We start from the raw sequence: 19,905 nt of genomic DNA on the forward strand, positions 1-19,905 counted from the left end.
GGCGAAGGAGGCGTAGCGCGTGCGGTGCCCGTTCTGCCGGCATCCGGACAGTCGCGTCGTTGACAGTCGGGAGGCCGAGGAGGGTTCGGCGATCCGCCGCAGGCGGTCCTGCCTGTCCTGCGGTCGCCGGTTCACTACGATGGAGGAGGCGTCCCTTCAGGTTCGCAAGCGCAGTGGGGCGGCCGAGCCGTTCAGCCGGGCCAAGGTCATCGCCGGTGTCCGCAAGGCCTGCCAGGGCCGGCCGGTGCGGGATGATGATCTCKCGCTTCTGGCGCAGCGGGTAGAGGACGCCGTCCGCTCGTCGGGGTCGGCGGAGGTGCCCGCGGAGGCGATCGGCCGGGCGATCCTCGGTCCGCTCCGTGAGCTCGACGAGGTGGCTTATCTCCGCTTCGCCTCGGTGTACCTGGCCTTCGAGTCGTTGACTGACTTCGAGTCCGCGATCGYCGCGTTGCGCTCCGAGGCCGCCGGACCTCCCACCACGCGGGATGGACCAGCACGACCGGTCCCGCGTGGCGCCGTCGATGTCTCGCCGGTGATCGGCACCCAGCAGGTGCATAGCAGGTAGGGCCGGGACCGCTCGACCGAAAGCGTCATACATCGCCCTGGCTCGCCGTGCCGGCCCGGTCCCGCCGGCGACGGGTGACATCCCGCGTCGCGGCCGTGCGAGGACCGCGGACCTCCCGGACGGCACGCATGCGGYCCGGCTCGACCTGGCTGGTGCCGTTCGCCGTGCGTGTGTTTGCCGTGCGCGTGCTCGTCCCCGCGGGCACCGCCGTGCGTCGAGGTCCGGCCCCGCACCGTCCCGACGTCCACTGGCTGCGGCCTGGGGCGGGGATGCCCACAACACATTGTTGAAGGTTGAAGCTGACGAGTGAAGACGAGGAGCGTCATGACCGACAGCCGCGGCACGAAGCCGAGCAGGTCAGCGGCGAAAGCGAGTGGGTTGAAGATCCAGCGGTCACGTACCACCGCCGGCGTCCACCCGTACGACGAGGTCACCTGGGAGTCCCGGGACGTCGTCATGACCAACTGGCGGGACGGCTCGGTCAACTTCGAGCAGCGGGGAGTGGAATTCCCGCAGTTCTGGTCGGTGAACGCCTCCAACATCGTTACCAGCAAGTACTTCCGTGGGGCGCCCGGCACGCCGGGGCGGGAGTGGTCGCTGCGGCAGTTGATCGATCGGGTCGTGCACGCCTACGGCGCGGCCGGCCGCGAGCACGGCTACTTCGCCTCGGACACCGACGCCGAGATCTTCGAGCACGAACTGACCTGGATGCTGCTCCACCAGGTCTTCAGCTTCAACTCGCCGGTCTGGTTCAACGTGGGAACCCCCGCGCCGCAGCAGGTCTCGGCGTGCCAGCCCTATGACGCCCTCGTCAGCACGCCATCCGGTCTGGTTCCCATCGGCGCCTTGGTGGAGACGGACGCGGTGGGGATGAAGGTCTTCGACGCRCACGGTCTGACCCAGGTGATCGCGACCAAGTCCAACGGCGTCAAGGACGTCCTGCGGATCTGGACGAGGGCCGGTCACGCGCTCGACGTCACCGCCGATCATCTGGTGTGGCGGAGCACCTCCGCGGRTGCCGGGGCCTTCGTCCCCGCCGGCGCGCTGCGGGCCGGGGACACCCTCGAGTGGCATCGCACCATCRCCCCGGGCGAGGGTGAGATCACTTCACGGGAGATCGCCGAGGCGGCGCTCGCGGGCCGGCTGCAGGCGGACGGTTTTGTTGGTCGGTACGCCGGTACGAACGCCTCGCTGACCATCGAGGCGATGACTGTGCCGACCCGGCTGTATGATGCTCCGCTACCCGTTGTCGCGGCTTATCTGCGCAGCCTGTTCCAGGCCGATGGCTACGTGTCCCGCCGGGAGCGCTCGACGCTGATCGGGCTGGACATGATCAGCGAGGGCCTCATTCGCGGGGTGCAGGGTTTGCTCGCCCGGTTCGGCATCTTCGCGCGGGTACGCCGCGAGGCGGATCCGCGACCCGACCGCCACGACCTCTGGAGCCTGGGCATTCAGAACGCCGGTGACCGGCGGACGTTCGCGGACGAGATCGGCTTCCTCGATCCGGTGAAGGCCGCGAAGCTGGAGGCGTCGTTCGATCAGCCCGGYCAGGYCGCGAAGCCGGTGAAGCGGTTGCAGATCGAGCGCATTGAGCCGCGCGGGCCGATGCCGGTCTACGACATCCAGACCGACAGCGGCGAGTACCTCTCCGCCGGCCTCCGTGTGCACAACTGCTTCATCCTCTCCGTGGACGACACCATGGAGTCGATCCTGAACTGGTACCGGGAAGAGGGGCTGATCTTCAAGGGGGGTTCCGGGGCCGGGCTCAACCTGTCCCGCATCCGGTCCTCGAAGGAGCTGCTGTCCTCCGGGGGCACCGCCTCCGGGCCGGTGAGCTTCATGCGCGGCGCCGACGCCTCGGCGGGTACGATCAAGTCCGGTGGCGCGACCCGGCGGGCGGCGAAGATGGTCGTGCTCGACGTCGATCATCCCGACATCGTCGAGTTCGTGGAGACGAAGGCCCGGGAAGAAGACAAGATCCGGGCGTTGCGGGACGCCGGCTTCGACATGGACCTCGGCGGGCGCGACATCGCCTCCGTGCAATACCAGAACGCCAACAACTCCGTCCGGGTGACCGACGAGTTCATGCGGGCGGTCGTCGACGGCGGCGGCTTCGACCTGCGGGCCCGCCTCGACGGCCGTGTCCTGGAGACGGTGGACGCCCGCGGGCTGTTCCACACGATCGCCGAGGCCGCGTGGGCCTGCGCCGATCCCGGCATCCAGTACGACGGAACGATCAACGACTGGCACACCTGCCCCGAGAGCGGCCGGATCAGCGCCTCCAACCCGTGCAGCGAGTACGTGCACCTGGACAACTCCAGCTGCAACCTGGCCTMGCTGAACCTGCTGAAGTTCCTGCGCCCGGACCGCAGCTTCGACGCCGAGGCGTTCGTCGCGGCGGTCGAGTTGATCATTACCGCGATGGACATCTCGATCTGCTTCGCCGACTTCCCGACGCCGGAGATCACCAGGGTCAGCCGGGCCTACCGGCAGCTCGGCATYGGCTACGCCAACCTCGGTGCCCTGCTGATGGCCAGCGCCCGGGCCTACGACTCGGACGGCGGCCGGGCGCTGGCCGCATCGATCACCTCGCTGATGACGGCCACCGCCTACCGGCGCTCCGCCGAACTCGCCGGGATCGTCGGCGCCTACGACGGCTTCGCCCGCAACGCGGACGCGCACCGGCGGGTGATGCGCAAGCATGCCGCCGCGAACGACGCGGTGCGCAGCGTGCACGCCGAGGACTCCCGGATCCTCGCCGTCGCGTCCCGGGAATGGGCCCGGGCGCAGACCGTCGGCGAGAAGCACGGATGGCGCAACGCGCAGGCCAGCCTGCTCGCCCCGACGGGCACGATCGGTCTGGCGATGGACTGCGACACCACCGGCATCGAGCCGGACCTCGCCCTGGTGAAGATGAAGAAGCTGGTCGGCGGCGCCAGCATGAGGATCGTGAACCAGACGGTCCCGGCGGCCCTGCAGGCGCTCGGCTACCCCGAGGAGACCATCGAGGCGATCGTCGAGTACATCGCCGAGTACGGGCACGTCATCGACGCTCCCGGCCTGCGTCCGGAGCACTACGAGGTGTTCGACTGCGCCATCGGGGAGCGCGCGATCTCCCCGATGGGCCATGTCCGCATGATGGMCGCGGTACAGCCGTTCCTCTCCGGCGCGATCTCGAAGACGGTGAACATGCCGTCGACCGCCACGGTCGCCGAGGTCGAGCAGATCTACCTGGAGGGGTGGCGGCTGGGCCTGAAGGCCCTCGCCATCTACCGGGACAACTGCAAGGTCGGCCAGCCGCTGACCGACGTCAAGGGGGCGAAGCAGGCCGCCGAGCTGGCYGCCACCCGGACCGGCACGGGAGTCGGGGTCGGCACGGGAGACGCGGTCGGGACCGCCGGCTCCGTCGGACCCGCCCCGGTGGAGGTCGAGTACCGACCGGTGCGCCGCCGGCTGCCGAAGACCCGCCCGTCGCGGACGGTGTCCTTCTCCGTCGGCGGGGCCGAGGGTTATCTGACCGCCGGTTCCTACCCGGACGACGGTCTCGGTGAGGTCTTCATCAAGATGTCGAAGCAGGGGTCCACCCTGGCGGGCGTGATGGACGCGTTCGCGATCGCCATCTCGATCGGCCTGCAGTACGGCGTGCCGCTGGAGGCGTACGTCAGCAAGTTCATCAACATGCGGTTCGAGCCGGCTGGGATGACCGACGACCMGGACGTGCGGATCGCCCAGTCAATCATGGATTATCTGTTCCGTCGCCTCGCGCTCGACTATCTCGACGCCGATCAGCGGGCCGAACTCGGCATCTCGACCGCGGCCGACCGGGCCCGTCGGGTCGCGGGTCAGTACGGTCCAGCGCCGGCGGTGGAGGCCGCGCGATCGGCGCAGCCCGCCGGGATCGACGGCCCGGCCGGATCCCAGGGGGCCGCGGTGACCGGATCCTCGGCTTCCGTCGCCGATCGGGGTGACCCGGGCGTCCCGCYCGGTCCGGCGGTAGGGAACGGCCCGGCGTACGTGGCACGGGAGTTGCGGCTGGCACCGCCCGGCGAGTCGCTCGTCGCGCAGACCGTGGTCGATGCTCCGCTCTGCTTCACCTGCGGGGTGACCATGCGGCCAGCTGGTAGCTGCTACGTCTGTGAGCAGTGCGGTTCGACCAGCGGCTGCAGCTAGGCGTCGCGGCGGCCGGTCCGACCGGGTGCCCGATGCGCATCGGGCACGCGGTCCGCATCGGGTGCCTGCTCCGCATCGGGTCCCTGCTCCGAGACAGTGCTCGGCGGTGTGGCTCAGTGCTCGGCGGCGAGGAGGTCGACCAGGAGCGCCGCGGTCCAGGAGAACCGGTTGCTGCCCGCGCCGGAACCGTCGAGGGGTGAGTAGTACTCGAACATCGCCCCGGACGATGCGATCATGTCGATCGTGTTCTGGCGCAGGTTCTMCGCGGCGTCGAGCCGACCGTAACGCTCCAGCCCGTCGGCAATCAGCCAGTTCATGTTGACCCAGACGGGACCCTGCCAGTAACACCGGGGAAGGAAGCCCGGGTCGTCGAGCGGCACGCTCGCGATGCCGAACCGGGACCAGTAGCGCGGTGAGGTGAGCGTCTTGACCATCTCGTCGACCCGGTCCTCGGGCACGACCCCGGCATAGAGCGGCAGGAACCCCGAGATCGTCTCGTGGCGCAGCAGCGTTCCCGTCCGGAAGTCGCGGCTGTAGTAGGTGCCGTCGGCGTGGAGCCGCTCGATCGCCTCGCGCGTCCTGTGCATGGACCGCCACAGCCAGGCGGGGATGGTCTGGCCGATCTCGGCGGCGATGGCGGTGAGGTGCTCGTTGGCCCGGATGAGGATCGCGTTGAAGGCGACGTCCTGGACGAGGGGGACGATGCTCCGACGGATCTCGCGGAAGTTGTAGTGCGCCCGCCGCAGCTCACGCACGATCCGGTAGAGCGTGAACAGGTCTCCCGAGGTGAGCCGCTCGTCGGGGGGAACCTCCTTGGAATCGCGCCGCAGCGCGTCCAGGGCGTCGCCGCCGTTGATCCGGCGCAGTGCCCGCACTCCCAGCGGAGCCGCCGGCCTGGTGATCTCCATCCAGGCCGGCGTGTTGTCCATCCCCGACTCCCAGGAGTGGACCAGGGTGACGAGACCGTCGTCGTCGGGGTCGCGTTCGAGGTAGAGCCACGTGTGGAAGCGCAGCAGGCCGGGGAACAACGCGCGGTAGAAGGCGTCGCGGGCGGATGGCGTCATCATGGCTGCGATCCGGACGGYGGCTTCGGCGATCATCGGCGGCTGGGTGACCCCCGTGCTCTGCACTCCGCCGGCGGTCGTGGTCACCTGGTCGCAGCGCCAGCGCTGCGGACCGGCGTGGTAGAAGTCCGAGGTCTCCGCGAAGATCACGTGGGGGATCATGCCGTTCGGCCACTGGCCTCGCAGCAGCGAGAGGACCTCCTTGGCGGCCCGTCCCGGGTCGAGACGGCGCAGTCCGATCGCGATGAAGCAGCTGTCCCAGAGCCACTGGTGCGGGTAGAGCGTCGGGGAGGGCCGGGTGATGTCGCCGAGGTCGTTGTCTCGTAGCACGTCGATCGCGGTTTCCCGTAGTGCCGCCAGGTCTGCGGGAAGGCTGGGGACGGACATCGTGTGAGAGTAGCGGTTACACGCTGTGCACAGAGGCAGGGTCCGTCGGGTGTGGCCCGCCTAACGGAATCGCCGTTCTCGAGCGCCTCGGCGTCGGGGTGGCGTCGGGGTGGCGTCGGCGGCGGCGCCCGCGTCGGCCCGCCGGTCCTTCCGTCCCGGTGGAGAGCCCGGGTCCGGGCCGGGTCGCGGGTGTCGGCTTGCCGACTACCGTTACGGGTTAGCACCGACTGGTGATCGTCAGAAAATATGGCACGGATGGTGGAACGCAAAAAACTTCTACGGTGAGTAGTGGATCTGTTACTTAAAGTTGCCGTTGGCCTGATCCGCAGGCTGCTCGGCCACCAGAGAAGCTCAGGAGAGTTCGCGGTTCGCRCCACAGGGTGGAATCTGCCAGGTAGTCTTCGCGGCAGCGAGTGCAGCGTCTCGAGGGCTAGGGTCTACACTGCTTGGTAGGCCCGGCGATCGCTGATGTCCGGGTGTGCCTGCACGGGGAATGGTTCCGCGTCTTCGTTCGTTACCTCCCACGTGCACAGAACGAGACGACCCACCCGCACCGACCATCGGATTTGCCACTGATGACGCTGCCTGCTCTGGAACTTGCCGAGCGCACCGACGACAACCGCCCGCGTAGCCCGCGGCGTGCTCGTCGGGCCGCTCCTCCTGTCCGCACCGCTCCCAGCCGTTCGCTGGCCGCTGTTCCCGACGATACCGACGAGCTCGATGTGAGCGCGGTGGCCGAGGTCATCGCCCGTGGTCGCGAGGCCGGCGAGATCAGCCGCTCCGAGTTGCGTGATGTGCTCGAGTCCGCGGACATCGGTATTGAACTGTTGCCCGCTCTCATCGCGCGCCTCAACGCCGTTGGCATCGAACTCCTCGACGAGGAGGAAGCGAGCGACGACGCCACCGCCGCCAGCCGGTCCACCGCCGAACACGCGGGTACCGCCGACCTCGTGCGCATGTACCTGCGCGAGATCGGCAAGGTGCCGCTGCTCAACGCCGCCCAGGAGGTCGAACTCTCCAAGCGGGTCGAGGCGGGCCTGTTCGCTGAGTACAAGCTCGAGAGCGTCCCCGACCTGCCCGCCGACCTTCGTCGTGATCTCGGTCTGCTGGTCAAGGACGGCCATGCCGCCAAGCAGCAGCTCGTCTCGGCGAACCTGCGGCTGGTGGTCTCCGTCGCCAAGAAGTACAGCGGTCGCGGGATGACCCTGCTGGATCTGGTCCAGGAGGGCAACCTCGGTCTTATCCGCGCGGTGGAGAAGTTCGACTACGCCAAGGGCTACAAGTTCTCGACCTATGCGACCTGGTGGATCCGCCAGGCCATCGGCCGGGCGCTCGCCGATCAGGCGCGGACGATCCGCATCCCGGTCCACGTGGTCGAGCAGATTAACAAGATCACCCGGTTGCAGCGCCAGCTTGTCTCCACGCTCGGCCGTGAGCCGACCGACGAGGAGCTCGCCCTCGAGCTGGACATGCCGATCGAGCAGGTGGTGGAGCTGCGCCGGTATGCGCAGGACACCGTCAGCCTGGAGACCTCGGTCGGTGACGATGGTGACTCCGTGCTCGGTGACTTCATCGAGGACTCCGACGCGACCTCCCCGGCGGACGCCGCCTCCTACGGCGCCATGCAGGACGAGATCGAGAACGTCCTCGGTGGCCTGAGCCCGCGGGAGCGCGAGGTGATGCGGCTGCGCTTCGGTCTCGCCGACGGCAAGCAGCACACCCTCGCCGAGGTGGGCAACCGRCTCGGCCTGACCCGTGAGCRCATCCGTCAGATCGRGCGGGACACGCTTCGGGAGTTGCGCAAGCCCGCCGTCGCCGGTCGGCTGCGCGAGTTCCTCGACTGATCGATCGGGCGAGCGCACCTGCGGTCGAGTCCGCGGGGGCACGTCCACGGGTGCACGGTGCGGTACGGGTGCACGGTGCGGCACGGGTGGAAGACAGGAGTACCGCGATCATGGCGGTCACGTCATGATCGCGGGATCGATGAAAGTCGGATCTTCGTTTTTGYCGGGTGAAGATCCGACTTTGCTGTATCAAGCTCCGGGTTCGGCTTCTCCGTCGGATCCGGTGCCGGGTTCCAGTGCGCTTCCCGTCATCGGCTCCGACGCCGACCGCCGCGACCGGGCCGAGGCGGCGGCGAAGGGCAGCAGGGCATCGGGGTTGGCGACCGAGTCGAGGCTCACGGCCTCGTCCAGGGCGGTCCCGGCGAGCAGGCGCTTCACCGGTACCTCGAGCTTCTTGCCGGTGTGGGTCCGAGGGACCTCGGTGATCTCGATGATCCGGTCGGGAACGTGGCGTGGGCTGAGTTCGGCGCGCAGAACCTCGCGCAGCCGAGCGGCCACCGCCTCGGTCAGGCCGGGCTCGGTGAGGACGACGAAAAGGAGCAGCTCGCCGTGCCCGCGCTCGTCCGCGGTGTCGACCGCGAGGCTGTCGGCGATCCCGGGGACCCGCTCGACCACGCTGTAGAGCTCGCTGGTACCGATCCGGACGCCGCCGCGGTTCAACGTCGCGTCCGAACGTCCCTGGATGACGACGGCACCGGTAGGTGTGATCCTCGCCCAGTCCCCGTGGCGCCAGACGCCGGGGTAGACGGAGAAGTAGCTCTCCCGCAGCCGGCCGCCGTCCGGGTCAGCCCAGAAGCACAGCGGCATGGACGGCATCGGCGCGGTCACGACAAGCTCACCGACCTCGTCGACGACCTCCTCGCCGGCCTCGTCGAAGACGCGCACCGCGCAGCCCAGCGCGCGTGATCCGATCTCCCCGGCCCGCACCGGCATCGTCGGCAGGCCCGCCACCAGCGCCGTGCAGACGTCGGTGCCACCGCTGATCGACGACAGCATCACGGTCGGGCTCACCGCTTCGTACACCCAGGCATAGCCGGCTGCGGACAGTGGCGATCCGGTCGATCCGACGGTGCGCAGCCTGGACAGATCGGCGAACTCGCGCGGGACCAGCCCGGCGTCCTCGCAGGCCTGCAGGTAGCCCACGGACGTGCCCAGGCACGTGAGCTCCAGGGCCTCCGCCAGACCGAACAGGGTGCCGAGCGCCGGATAGCCGGGCGCTCCGTCGTAGAGCACGACGGTCGCGCCGACGAGCAGACCGGAGACCAGATAGTTCCACATCATCCAGCCGGTCGTGGTGAACCAGCAGAACCGGTCGTCCGGACCGAGATCGAGGTGCAACGCCAGCGACTTCAGATGCTCCAGCAGGATACCGCCGTGGCCGTGCACGATCGCCTTGGGGGGGCCGGTCGTGCCGGACGAGTAGAGGATCCACAGCGGCGCGTCGAAGGCGACCCGGGTGAACTCGGGCTCGGAGGTCTCCGAAGCCATCAGCTCGTCCCAGGTGAGCAGCCCCGGCAGCCCCGCGGCCCGGGCCCGGGAGAGCGCGTCCGGCCACAGGTACGGCACGATCACGCTTGCCCCGAGTCCCGGCAGGTCGCCCGCGAGCGCGGCGAGGGTGTCGAGGGCGTCGTAGCTCTTCCCGCCGTAGCTGTAGCCGTCAACGCCGATCAGGACCTTCGGGTCGATCTGGCCGAACCGCGCGCGCAGGGCCGTCGGGCCGAGCTCCGGCGAGCACGACGACCACACCGCGCCGATGCTGGCGGTGGCCAGCATCCCCACCATCGCGTAGACGGTGTTCGGCAGCACGGCGCAGACCCGGTCACCCTCGGCGACACCCAGGCTCCGCAGTCCCGCCGCCGCCTTCGCCACCTGCCGGCGCAGCTCGTCCCAGGACACCACGGCCGTGGCACCGTCCTCGCGCACGGCGATGACGGCCGGGGCCGGCCCGCGCCGGGTGAGCGCGTTCTCCGCGTAGTTCACCCGGGCACCGGGAAACCAGACCGCGCCGGGCATCGCCGCGTCGGCGAGCGCCGGACCGGTGCCGCGGYCCCCCTCGACCGCGCAGAAATCCCAGATCGACTCCCAGAACGTGTCCAGGTCGGTGACAGACCACTCCCACAGGCGCGTGTCGTCGGCGAGCTCAACCCCCCGCTCGGCGGCGAGCCAGGCGCGGTAGTTGGTCACCGCGGCCTGGCTGATCCGACGGGGAGGCGGTTCCCACAGTGGCGTGCCGGCAGCCACCGACCCACCATCACGGCCGGCCGGCTGCCGCCCGTCTTCCATCGCCGCATGGTCCGGTGTCACTCGGTCTGCTGCCACGGGCACTGACCCTAGGCCATTCCGGGCAGATCTACGTGCCTCACCGATGGCCYCGGATCCTCGTCATCGACACCACCGCTATCTCTGGGAGCGTGATCGGGCTACGGTCGACAGATGGGTGTCCCGGGCGATTCCGAGCGGCGGRCCGACGRCCGTCCGCAGGTCGAGCCGCAGGTCRAGCCGCAGGTCGAGCCGACGGTCGTGGCCTGGGATCCGGTCATGGCCGGCTACGACTTCGGGCCGACGCATCCGCTGCATCCCGTGCGGCTCGAGCTCACCATGGACCTCGCCATGAGTCTCGGTGTTCTCGACGCGCCGGGCATCCGGATCTCCAGGCCGACCCTCGCCTCCGACGACCTCATCGGCCTGATCCACGATCCGGTCTACCTGAGCGCGGTCCGCGCCGCGCCCGACCCGGCGCAGGCCAGGTTCGCGGCCCTGTTCGGCCTGGGCACGGCCGACAACCCCATCTTCGAACGGATGCACGAGGCCGCCGCACTCATCACCGGTGGCACGATCGAGGCGGCACGGGCGGTGTGGAGCGGGCCGCCGCGGCACGCCGTGTCGATCGCCGGCGGGCTGCATCACGCGATGCCGGGAATGGCGAGCGGATTCTGCATCTACAACGACCCGGCGATCGCRATCGCCTGGTTGCTCTCCGCCGGAGCCGCCAGAGTGGCGTACGTCGACGTGGACGTGCATCACGGCGACGGCGTGCAGACGGCGTTCTACGACGATCCGCGGGTGCTCACCATCTCCCTACACCAGACGGGGAGTACCCTCTTCCCGGGCACCGGATTCCCGACCGAGGTGGGTGCTCCCGCCGCGGAGGGCACCGCGGTGAACGTGGCGTTGCCCCCCGCCACCGGCGATGCCGGCTGGCTGCGCGCCTTCTCCGGGGTGGTGCCGGTGCTCCTGCGGTCCTTCCGGCCGCAGGTGCTGGTGACCCAGCACGGCTGCGACACGCACGCCTTCGACCCGCTGGCCGATCTGGCGCTGTCGGTGGACGGCCAACGGGCCTCCTACGACCTGCTGCACGCGCTGGCCCACGAGGTCTGCGACGGACGCTGGCTGGCCTGCGGCGGTGGCGGGTACGCGCTGGACACGGTCGTGCCGCGGGCCTGGACGCAGCTGCTGGCGATCGCCGGCCACGTGCCCCTGGATGCCGGCCGCGCCCTGCCGGAGGACTGGCGCTCCGCGGCGCCGGGACGGGTGCGGGCGGCGACCGGGCAGAAGTCCGTCGGAGCCRCCGCCATGCCCCGGACGCTCGGGGACGGGGTGAGTGTCCGGTATCGTCCCTGGGACGCGGGAGAGGGAGACCCCGACGATCCGTTGGACCGGACGGTGGCGGCGACCCGGCGTCAGGTGCTGCCGTTGCACGGCCTCGACCCCACCGTCGACCGCTGAGCCCTGYGTGAGAGCTGAGCACTGCGTGAGAACCGGGTGAGYGCCGCGTGAGCACCGAGCCTCCGGTCGTCTATCCGGCCGAGTGGGAGGCCGACGTCATCCTCAGTGACGGCGGCACCGCCCACATCCGCCCGATCCTGCCRACGGACGGCCCGCTGTTGCGKACCTTCTGGACCCGGCTGTCGACCCAGTCGATCTACTTCCGGTTCTTCGCCGTGCGCCGTGCCCTGAGCGACGCCGACATCCACCGGATGACGACCGTGGACCAGCGGCTGCGCGGCGCCATCGTCGCGATGATCGGCGACGACCTGGTCGCGGTCTCCCACTGGGAGAGCACCGCCGCACGGCCGACCGAGGCGGAGGTCGCCTTCCTGGTGGAGGACGCCCAGCAGGGACGAGGGCTGGGTTCGGTGCTGCTGGAGCATCTTGCCGCCGCGGCCTGGGACCGTGGGATCCGCCGCTTCGACGCCGACGTGCTCGGGGAGAACCAGCAGATGATCCGGGTCTTCCTCGATGCCGGTTACACGGTCTCGAGGACCTGGGACTCGGGCGCGGTCCGGCTGTCCTTCGAGATCACCCCCACCCAGAAGTCGGTCGGGGTGATGCGGGCCCGGGAGCACCATGCCGAGGCCGCCTCGATCGGTCGGCTGCTGCATCCGCGCGCGATCGCCGTCATCGGTGCGGGGCGGTCTGCCGCRTCCGTGGGCAACGCGGTCCTGCGTCACCTGCTCGCCGGCGGTTTCGACGGCCCCGTCTACCCGGTGAACCCGGCGGCGGCCGCGGCCGGCGGCGCGGTGGCGTCGATCCAGGCCTACGCCGGCATCGAGGACGTGCCGCGTCCGGTCGACCTGGCCGTGGTGTGCGTGCCGCCCGCGCAGGTGCCCGACGTCGTCGCCGCCTGCGGGCGGGCGGGAGTCTGGGGGCTGGTCGTCCTCACCGACCAGCGCGACGCCGCCGCAGACGCGGCCCTGGTGGCTGAGGCCCGGGCGGATGGCATGCGGGTGGTCGGYCCGGCGAGCATGGGCATCCAGAATCCGGCGGCGGGGTTGAACGCCTCGATGGTRCCCCGGATGCCCCCGGCCGGCCGCATCGGCTGCTACTCCCAGTCGGGTCCGTTCGGCGGGGCCATCCTGGCGGCGGCGGCCGCGCGCGGGGTCGGTCTGTCGGTCTTCGTCTCCGCCGGGGACCGGGCCGACGTGAGCGGCAACGACCTGCTCCAGTACTGGGAGGAGGACCCCGAGACCGACGCGGTGATCATGCATCTGGAGACCTTCGGTAACCCCCGCAAGTTCGCCCGGCTGGCCCGGCGGGTGGGTCGGCGTAAACCAGTGATCGTCGTGTACTCCGGCCGTTCGACCCTTGACGACGCGCTTCTGCGGCAGGCCGGGGTGATCGGCGTCGACCAGGTCTCCCAGGCGTTCGACGTCGCGCTGCTGCTCACCACGCAGCCGCTGCCCGCGGGCGGTCGGGTCGCCGTCGTCGGCGACTCCCGGGCCCTGGTCCGGCTGACGGCCCGCGCCGCCGACGCGGCCGGGCTCAGAGTCGAGGAGGTGCTCCTCCCGGTTGGCAGCTCCCCCGGGGACCTCACCCGGGCGTTGACCTCCGCCGCGGACCGGGCGGATGCGCTGATCGCCACGCTGGTCCGGCTGCCGCCCTCCCCGGCCGGGCCGATCGCGGTGGACGCCGTCGCGGCTGCCGCGACCATCGAGATCCCGGTTCTCGCCGCCGTGCAGGGGGTCGAGATGCCCGGCGAGCTCGCTGGCATCCCGGCCTATTCGTCGCCGGAGGCTGCCGTCGCCGCGCTGCGCCGGGTGGTGGGCTACGCCCAGTGGTGGGCGCGCCCGATCGGCACCGTGCCGACGACGACGGTGCGAGCAGACGAGGCGCGTTCGCTCGTCGCCGGACTCACCGGTCGCCTTCCGGAGGATCGGGCTGCCGCCCTGCTGGACTGCTACGGCGTCACGGTGGAGCCGGCCGTCCTGGTGACGTCCCCGCGCCGGGCCGTCGAGGCGGCGGGCCAGCGCGGCTATCCGGTGGCGCTCAAGGCGCGGTCGCGGCCCTACCGGCATCGTCCGGACCTGCGCGGTCAGCGTCTCGACCTGCCCGACGCGGCAGCCGTGCGGGCGGCATGGGCGTCGCTGCGCTCCCAGCTCGGGGCGGAGGTGCCGATTGTCGTCCAGCGGATGGCCCCGGTCGGCGTGTCGGTGGTTGTCGGTTCCGAGGAGCATCCCCGGTACGGTCCCCTGGTCTCGTTCGGCCTCTCGGGCCCCGCGACCGAGCTGCTGGAGGACCGCGCACATCACATCCTTCCCCTCACCGACGTTGACGCGGCGCGCCTCGTGCGCTCGGTGCGGGCGGYGCCGCTGCTGCTGGGATACCTCGGCTCGACGCCGGTCGACATCKCCGCGCTGGAGGACCTGCTCCTCAAGATCGCCCGGCTCGCCGACGACGTGCCGGAGGTGGTTCATCTCACGTTGGATCCAGTGATCGTGTCGACCGGGCGGGTGACCGTGCTGTCCGTGGAGATCGTTGCTGGACCGTCGGCGCCCCGCGCGGACGTCGGACCTCGGCGGTTCTGGACACCGAACCACCCGACTCCGGACGGGGCGACTATCCGGGGTGGTTCAGCACAACATGCGCACGCCGTCCACAATCGTCTCCCATGACGTCGCCGCACTCCGCGCAGCCGCCTGTCCGGCCCGCTTCCGGCGCATTCCCGATGCTCTCCCCTGATTCTGCGGGAGTTGCCGGGACGCCTGGTACCCCCGTAGAGGGGATGCCTGGGCAGGCGTCTCTCGTGCCGATGTACCGGCCGGCGAACGTTGGGCTGTCGGAGGCGCTGCCGGGGGACCTCGGGTCGGTGGATCTGGGGTCGGTGGATCTGGGGTCGGTGGATCTGGGGTCGGTGGATCTGGGGTCGGTGGATCTGGGGTCGGTGGATCTGGGGTCGGTGGCCGCGGGGCCCGCGGGTGCGCGCTTCTCCGTGAGCCCCCCGGGATCCGCCTCCCCGTCATCGGGCGTTGTTCCGTCCGGCCAGGGGGATGTCTCCCCGGGACCGAATCCGGTCACCCGATCCCAAGGGGGACCGTCGGCTGGCCCACACACCAACCCCGCCCCACACACCAACCCCGCCCCACGCGCGCATCCCGGYCCGAACCAGGTCCCCGGCCCGAAGCACGCTCCCGGCCCGGAGACCGGCCCCGGTCAAGACCGGGGAGCCGACCCCGAGCTACCCGGACTACCCGAGGGCTGGCCCATGGTCGCCCGGCCGGCCGCTTCGGCCGTGACCGCCGAGCCGGTCACGCGGGACGTCATCGACGGCACCGAGCCGCGCCGCGCGCCGGAGGCGCCAGGGATGCGCCGGTCCGATCCGGCGGGGCTGCCGGGGCGTGTCCGGTCCGCTTTCCCCCTGCCCGGACACGCCCCGGGAACCGACCCCGCGGCCACGTTCGTGATGCTGGACGCGCTGTTCGCGTGGGCCCCGGTCGGTCTCGCCCTGCTCGACCGGGCCGGGCGGTTCCTGCGGGTCAACGACACACTTGCCCGGTTCGACCGCCGGCCGGTCCACGAGCACCTCGGCCGTACCGTCTCCGAGCTCCTCGGCGACACCGGCCAGGAACTCGACGCTCTGCTGGCACGGGTACTGCGCACCGGCGAGCCGGTGGTGGACTTGGAGGTCATGGTCGCCACCGATGGTTCCGGGCCGCCGCAGACGTGGCTCGCCAGCTGGTATCCGGTGAACGACCCTCAGGTCGGGCTGGTGGGCGTGGCGTTCGTCGCGATCGACGCCAGCGGGACGCGGGCGGTCGAGGGGGAGCGGGCGCGGGCCGACGCACGTTACCTCGGCCTCGTGGACGCCGCCGCGGTGGACGTGTTCCACGCCGAAGGCGACGGGGCACTCGATGCCGATCTGCCCCGCCTGCGGGCCTTCACCGGGCGGCATCCGGCGGAGCTGGCCGGGTTCGGCTGGCTCGGCGTGGTCCACCCCGACGACCGGGAGCGGGTCGGGCGCGCCTGGCACGGGGCGATCGAGCACGGTGAGACCTTCGAGGCCGAGTTCCGGATCTCCGGTGGCGGAGGCGACCGCACCGCCATGCGGGTGGTCGAGGCCCGCATCGTTCCCATGCCGGCGGCCGGCCGGCCGAACAGCCGGCCCAGCGAGTGGCTCGGGGTGATCCGCGACCTCACCGAGGTACGCGCCGCCGAGGCCGACCGGGCCACGGCCGACCAGCGGGCCCGGATCGCGACGGAACGGGCCGAACAGACCGCGACGTTGGCCGTGGCGCTCGCCCGGACCCTGACCGTGGACGACGTCGTCGCCACCGTCCTCGACGTCGGGGGGCGGATGGCCGGGGCCGCCGGCCGGGGCGTCGCGCTCGTGGACGAGGCGCACGACCGGCTGCTCTTCCACGCCCCGCCGGGTCCCGCCGACGGCCTCGCCCGCTGGTCGGAGGTGGCGCTGGGGGCGGTACATCCGGTGGCGGAGGTCATGCGGGGCGGTCGTGCGCTGTTTCTCGTCGACCGCGACGAGCTGCTCGCCCGCTGGCCGGTGCCGGAGGTCGCCGACGTCGCCGCCGCGGCGGGTGAGCATGCCTGGGCGATGCTGCCGCTGGCCGTCGGGGGCGGCGCCCCCTTCGGCGTGGTGACCTTCGGGTTCCGCCAGGCGCGGGAGTTCACCGCCGCTGATCAGGCGTCCCTCATCGCGATCGCCGACGCCTGCGCGCAGGCCCTGGAACGGGCCACCGGCTACGAACAGCTCGCCGCCGACGCCGCGCGCGGTCATCGGACCCTGGCTGCGACGCGCGAGGCGCAGGCCGCCCTGRCACTCGCCGATCGACGCCTTCAGCTGCTGGGGCGAGCTACCGGGATCGTGGCCGCGGCCGTGGAGCCTCCCGTCGCCCTGCGCTCCCTGGCCGAGTTGATCGTCTCGGAGGTCGCCGACCTGTGTGTTGTCCAGCTCGTCACTGGCACACCCGCTCCCGTCCCGGCGTCCTGGAGCGCTGCCGCGGTGTCCGTCCGGGCCGGGGACGCGGCCGGGGATAAGGCCGGGGACGCGGCCGGGGATAAGGCCGGGGCCGAGGAGACGGCGGGGGACCGGGCGGCAGAGCCGGTGCCCGAGCTGCGTCCACTCGTCGTCCTGGCCCGTGACGGGCTTGGCACGGTGCCTCCGTTCGCCTCGGGGGCCGGCGCGGCGACGTCGCCGGCGAGTCCGTTCGCCCGGGCCGCCCGCCGGGGCGAACGGCTGATCGTCGCACTGACAGCGGGCGAGTGGGGGATCCGCCGGCCGACGCCGAGCGGTGGATCCGCCAGGTGGGGGCCCACACGATGGCTGTCGTACCCGTGGTACGGGTCGGCCACGTCGTCGCCGTACTGAGTGTGACCGCCGTTGCGGATCGACCTCCGTTCACCGAAGCGGATCTGCTCTTGCTGACCGAACTCGCCGCCCGGGTGGGGGTCGTCCTGGACCGGATCGATCGGGGGGCCGCCGAGCGCAGCAATGCGCTGGCACTGCGCGAGGCGTTGCGCGGTTCTCCACCCGCCGTCCCGTCCGGGCTCGAGGTGGCCACCCGTTACCTGCCCGGCGGGGTCGATGACGACGCCGGTAGCGACTGGTTCGACGTGATTGACCTGGGAGYCGGGCGAGTCGCCCTGATGATCGGCAACGTGATGGGCCGAGGGATCCGGGCGACCGCGGTGATGGGGCAGCTGCGCGCGGCGGCCCGCACCTGCGCCCGTCTCGATCTTCCCCCGGCCGAGGTGCTGACGCTGCTGGACGGCATCGTCGCGGACCTGCCCGGGGAGGAGATCGCCACCTGCATCTACGCGGTCGTTGAGATCGACAGTGGGGTGCTGACGCTGGCGAGTGCCGGGCACCCGCCGCCCCTGGTCGTCGCGCCGGACGGGTTGGTCTCCAGGCTCTACATGGCGGTGGGATCTCCACTCGGGGTGGCCCGGTCGGACGTGACCGAGTACACGGTGCGACTGGGACGGGGATATCTGATCGCCCTGTTCACCGACGGGCTCGTCCGGGGACGTGCGCGCGACCTCGACGCCGGGGTCTCGCAGCTCGCGGCCGCGCTCGCCCGCGCCAGCGACAGGTTCACCGCGAATCTGGACGACCTGGTCACCACGGCGTGTGCCGGTCTCGGTCCCGCCGTCGCCCCCGGCCCAGTGGGTTCCGGGGCGGCCGACGGGGCGGCCGACGAGGTGGCGGCCGATGACGTCGCGCTTCTGTTCGCCCGGTTGCCCGTTGAACCGACGGCCGCGGCGGCCCTCCTGGACGTCACCTTCGACGGTGCGGCGAGCCTGCGCGCCGTGCGGGCTCAGGCCAGGCTCGCGCTGGAGAACGCGCCGCTGGCCTCGGAAGTCGTCGACACCATCGTTCTGGTGCTGTCGGAGCTGGCGAGCAACGCGGTGCGGCACGGTCGCCCACCACTGTCGGTGCGGCTGCGGCTGCTGGGCGACCGGGCCGTCGTCGAGGTCGCCGACGGTGGCGGCCGGGTGCTGCGGCGGCGCCACGCCGCGGCCGAGGATGAGGCCGGCCGCGGGCTCGGCCTGGTCTCCCAGCTCGCCGTTCGGCATGGCGTCCGTCCGGTCCCCGACGGGAAGGCCGTGTGGGCCGAGATCGACCTGACCGGGACGACCCCGCCCGAACCGGACTGACGCCATGGCCAGAGGGTCAATTGCGTGGTCTGTTATATCTGTCCGATTTACCTCAGTCCGGCGGGTGAATCCGTCCGGACGGCCGGGGCGGGGCTGCCCGGGTGACGGGCTGACCTGCCGGCTACGGCACGAGACGGCCTGATACGGGTGGACCGGCCGTCCCGGCGGCATCAGGAAGTCTGGTGTCGCGTAACGTGAGCTGCATGCCGGACGCGGTGCTGCGCCTCGACAATGTCAATGTCGTGCGAGATGGGTCATACCTGCTCAGGAACGTGTCGTGGGCGGTGTTCCCTGGCCAGCGCTGGGTGGTCCTCGGTCCCAACGGCGCCGGGAAGACGACCCTGCTGCAGGTGGCCTCGGGCCGGCTGTTTCCCACCAGGGGCACGGTCGACCTGCTCGGCGCCCGTCTCGGCAAGGTCAACCTTCTCGATCTACGATACCGGGTGGGTGTCGTCAGCCCGGCGCTGGTGGAGACGCCACCCGCCGACGAGCGGGTACTCGACGCGGTGGTGACCGCCGGCTGGTCCGTGCTGGGCCGCGCCGACGAGGAGTACGACGAGGTCGATCTCACCCGCGCGGCCGGCCTGCTGACCCAGTTCGGGTGCCGTGGACTGGTCGACCGTCGGTTCGGAACCCTCTCCGAGGGAGAGCGCAAGCGCGTGCTCATTGCCCGGGCCCTCATGACCGACCCGGAACTCCTCCTGCTCGACGAGCCCGCCTCCGGGCTCGATCTGGGTGCGCGGGAGGCGTTGATGCGGCGGCTCACCCGCTTCGCGGCCGACCCCATCGCTCCTGTCCTCGTCCTCGTCAGCCACCACGTGGAGGAGATCCCGGTCGGGGTGACCCACGCGTTGCTGGTGCGCGGCGGCCAGGCGCTTGCGGCCGGTCCGGTCGCGCAGGTCCTCACCGCGCAGGCGCTGTCCTCCTGCTTCGGGATTCCGTTGGAGGTCGGCGTGGCGGCCGGTCGCTACACCGCCCGGCTTGCCGCTGGACCGCCTCCCCGGCATCCGGTATCCGCCTCGGTCTGAGTCTGTGCCGCGGGGCTGAGTCTGTGCCGCGGGGCTGAGTCTGTGCCGCGGGGCTGAGTCTGTGCCGCGGGGCTGAGTCTGTGCCGCGGGGCTGAGTCTGTGCCGCGGGGTGTTTGTCCGTTCAGGGGCCGATCGGCCGTGACCGGGGTCGGTCGATGGTCGGACGGGGTCGGTCGATGGTCGGATGACCACGATCGGCGGGGTGCGGTGACCGTCCCGACGTGATCCGGTCCCGAGTCACCGCTCGGTCCCGGCGTTTCGCGTATGGTCCGGTGGGCCGTCCATCCCCGTCAAGCGGCCTCAGCCCGTCGTAGCGCGCCTTTTCCGGTATCGCCGGTGTATTTTTTCGCGGCGGCCGTCGTGCTCCCTCTCCGAGGCTCGTCCGTTCGTGGGCCGGCCGGCGACCCGGACGGACGCTGACCGCCGGTTGCCCCCGGACCCGTCGCTGGTTGGCCGTC

At 71.3% G+C, this 19,905-nt stretch carries 10 protein-coding genes; 8 read left to right on the top strand and 2 right to left on the bottom strand.

What is annotated here, in order from left to right; translation table 11 throughout:
• Positions 1–19: 19 nt before the first annotated feature.
• Both nrdR and Manayef4_RS05320 read left to right on the top strand, forming a co-directional pair.
• The gene (gene nrdR, locus Manayef4_RS05315) at positions 20–565 is read left to right on the top strand and encodes a transcriptional regulator NrdR (RefSeq protein ID WP_070130842.1); all 546 of its coding nucleotides are present in this window, start codon (positions 20–22) and stop codon (positions 563–565) included.
• Positions 566–889: 324 nt separating this feature from the next.
• Complete coding sequence (locus Manayef4_RS05320) at positions 890–4,735, top strand: vitamin B12-dependent ribonucleotide reductase (protein ID WP_070130843.1); 3,846 nt, start codon at positions 890–892, stop codon at positions 4,733–4,735.
• Between the two features lie 113 nt (positions 4,736–4,848).
• Here Manayef4_RS05320 and Manayef4_RS05325 read toward each other — a convergent pair whose 3' ends face one another.
• Positions 4,849–6,186, bottom strand: a complete 1,338-nt coding sequence (locus tag Manayef4_RS05325) for a trehalase family glycosidase (protein WP_070130844.1) — start codon at positions 6,184–6,186, stop codon at positions 4,849–4,851.
• Positions 6,187–6,761: 575 nt separating this feature from the next.
• Here Manayef4_RS05325 and Manayef4_RS05330 point away from each other — a divergent pair.
• A complete protein-coding gene (locus tag Manayef4_RS05330) occupies positions 6,762–8,030 on the top strand; it encodes an RNA polymerase sigma factor (protein WP_083282285.1) in 1,269 nt (422 codons plus the stop codon).
• 189 nt (positions 8,031–8,219) lie between these two features.
• Here Manayef4_RS05330 and Manayef4_RS05335 read toward each other — a convergent pair whose 3' ends face one another.
• Entirely contained in the window at positions 8,220–10,313 is a 2,094-nt protein-coding gene (locus Manayef4_RS05335) for an acetoacetate--CoA ligase (protein WP_070130881.1), read from the bottom strand.
• A 150-nt stretch (positions 10,314–10,463) separates the two neighbouring features.
• Between Manayef4_RS05335 and Manayef4_RS05340 the strand changes: the two genes are divergently transcribed.
• The 5 genes from Manayef4_RS05340 to Manayef4_RS05355 all read left to right on the top strand — a co-directional run bounded on the left by Manayef4_RS05340 (position 10,464) and on the right by Manayef4_RS05355 (position 19,447).
• A complete protein-coding gene (locus tag Manayef4_RS05340) occupies positions 10,464–11,756 on the top strand; it encodes an acetoin utilization protein AcuC (protein ID WP_083282287.1) in 1,293 nt (430 codons plus the stop codon).
• Between the two features lie 47 nt (positions 11,757–11,803).
• The gene (locus Manayef4_RS05345; protein WP_070130845.1) at positions 11,804–14,422 is read left to right on the top strand and encodes a bifunctional GNAT family N-acetyltransferase/acetate--CoA ligase family protein; all 2,619 of its coding nucleotides are present in this window, start codon (positions 11,804–11,806) and stop codon (positions 14,420–14,422) included.
• A gap of 590 nt (positions 14,423–15,012) precedes the next feature.
• Positions 15,013–17,130, top strand: coding sequence for a PAS domain-containing protein (locus tag Manayef4_RS25685; protein ID WP_254665472.1), 2,118 nt, complete (start codon positions 15,013–15,015; stop codon positions 17,128–17,130).
• Entirely contained in the window at positions 17,025–18,419 is a 1,395-nt protein-coding gene (locus Manayef4_RS25690) for an ATP-binding SpoIIE family protein phosphatase (RefSeq protein WP_349257425.1), read from the top strand. The genes Manayef4_RS25685 and Manayef4_RS25690 overlap by 106 nt, the downstream gene beginning before the upstream one ends.
• 203 nt (positions 18,420–18,622) lie before the next feature.
• Positions 18,623–19,447, top strand: a complete 825-nt coding sequence (locus Manayef4_RS05355) for an ABC transporter ATP-binding protein (protein WP_011437878.1) — start codon at positions 18,623–18,625, stop codon at positions 19,445–19,447.
• Positions 19,448–19,905 lie beyond the last annotated feature (458 nt).

The organism is Frankia sp. CgMI4 (assembly GCF_001756285.1).
Lineage (GTDB): Bacteria > Actinomycetota > Actinomycetes > Frankiales > Frankiaceae > Frankia > Frankia casuarinae.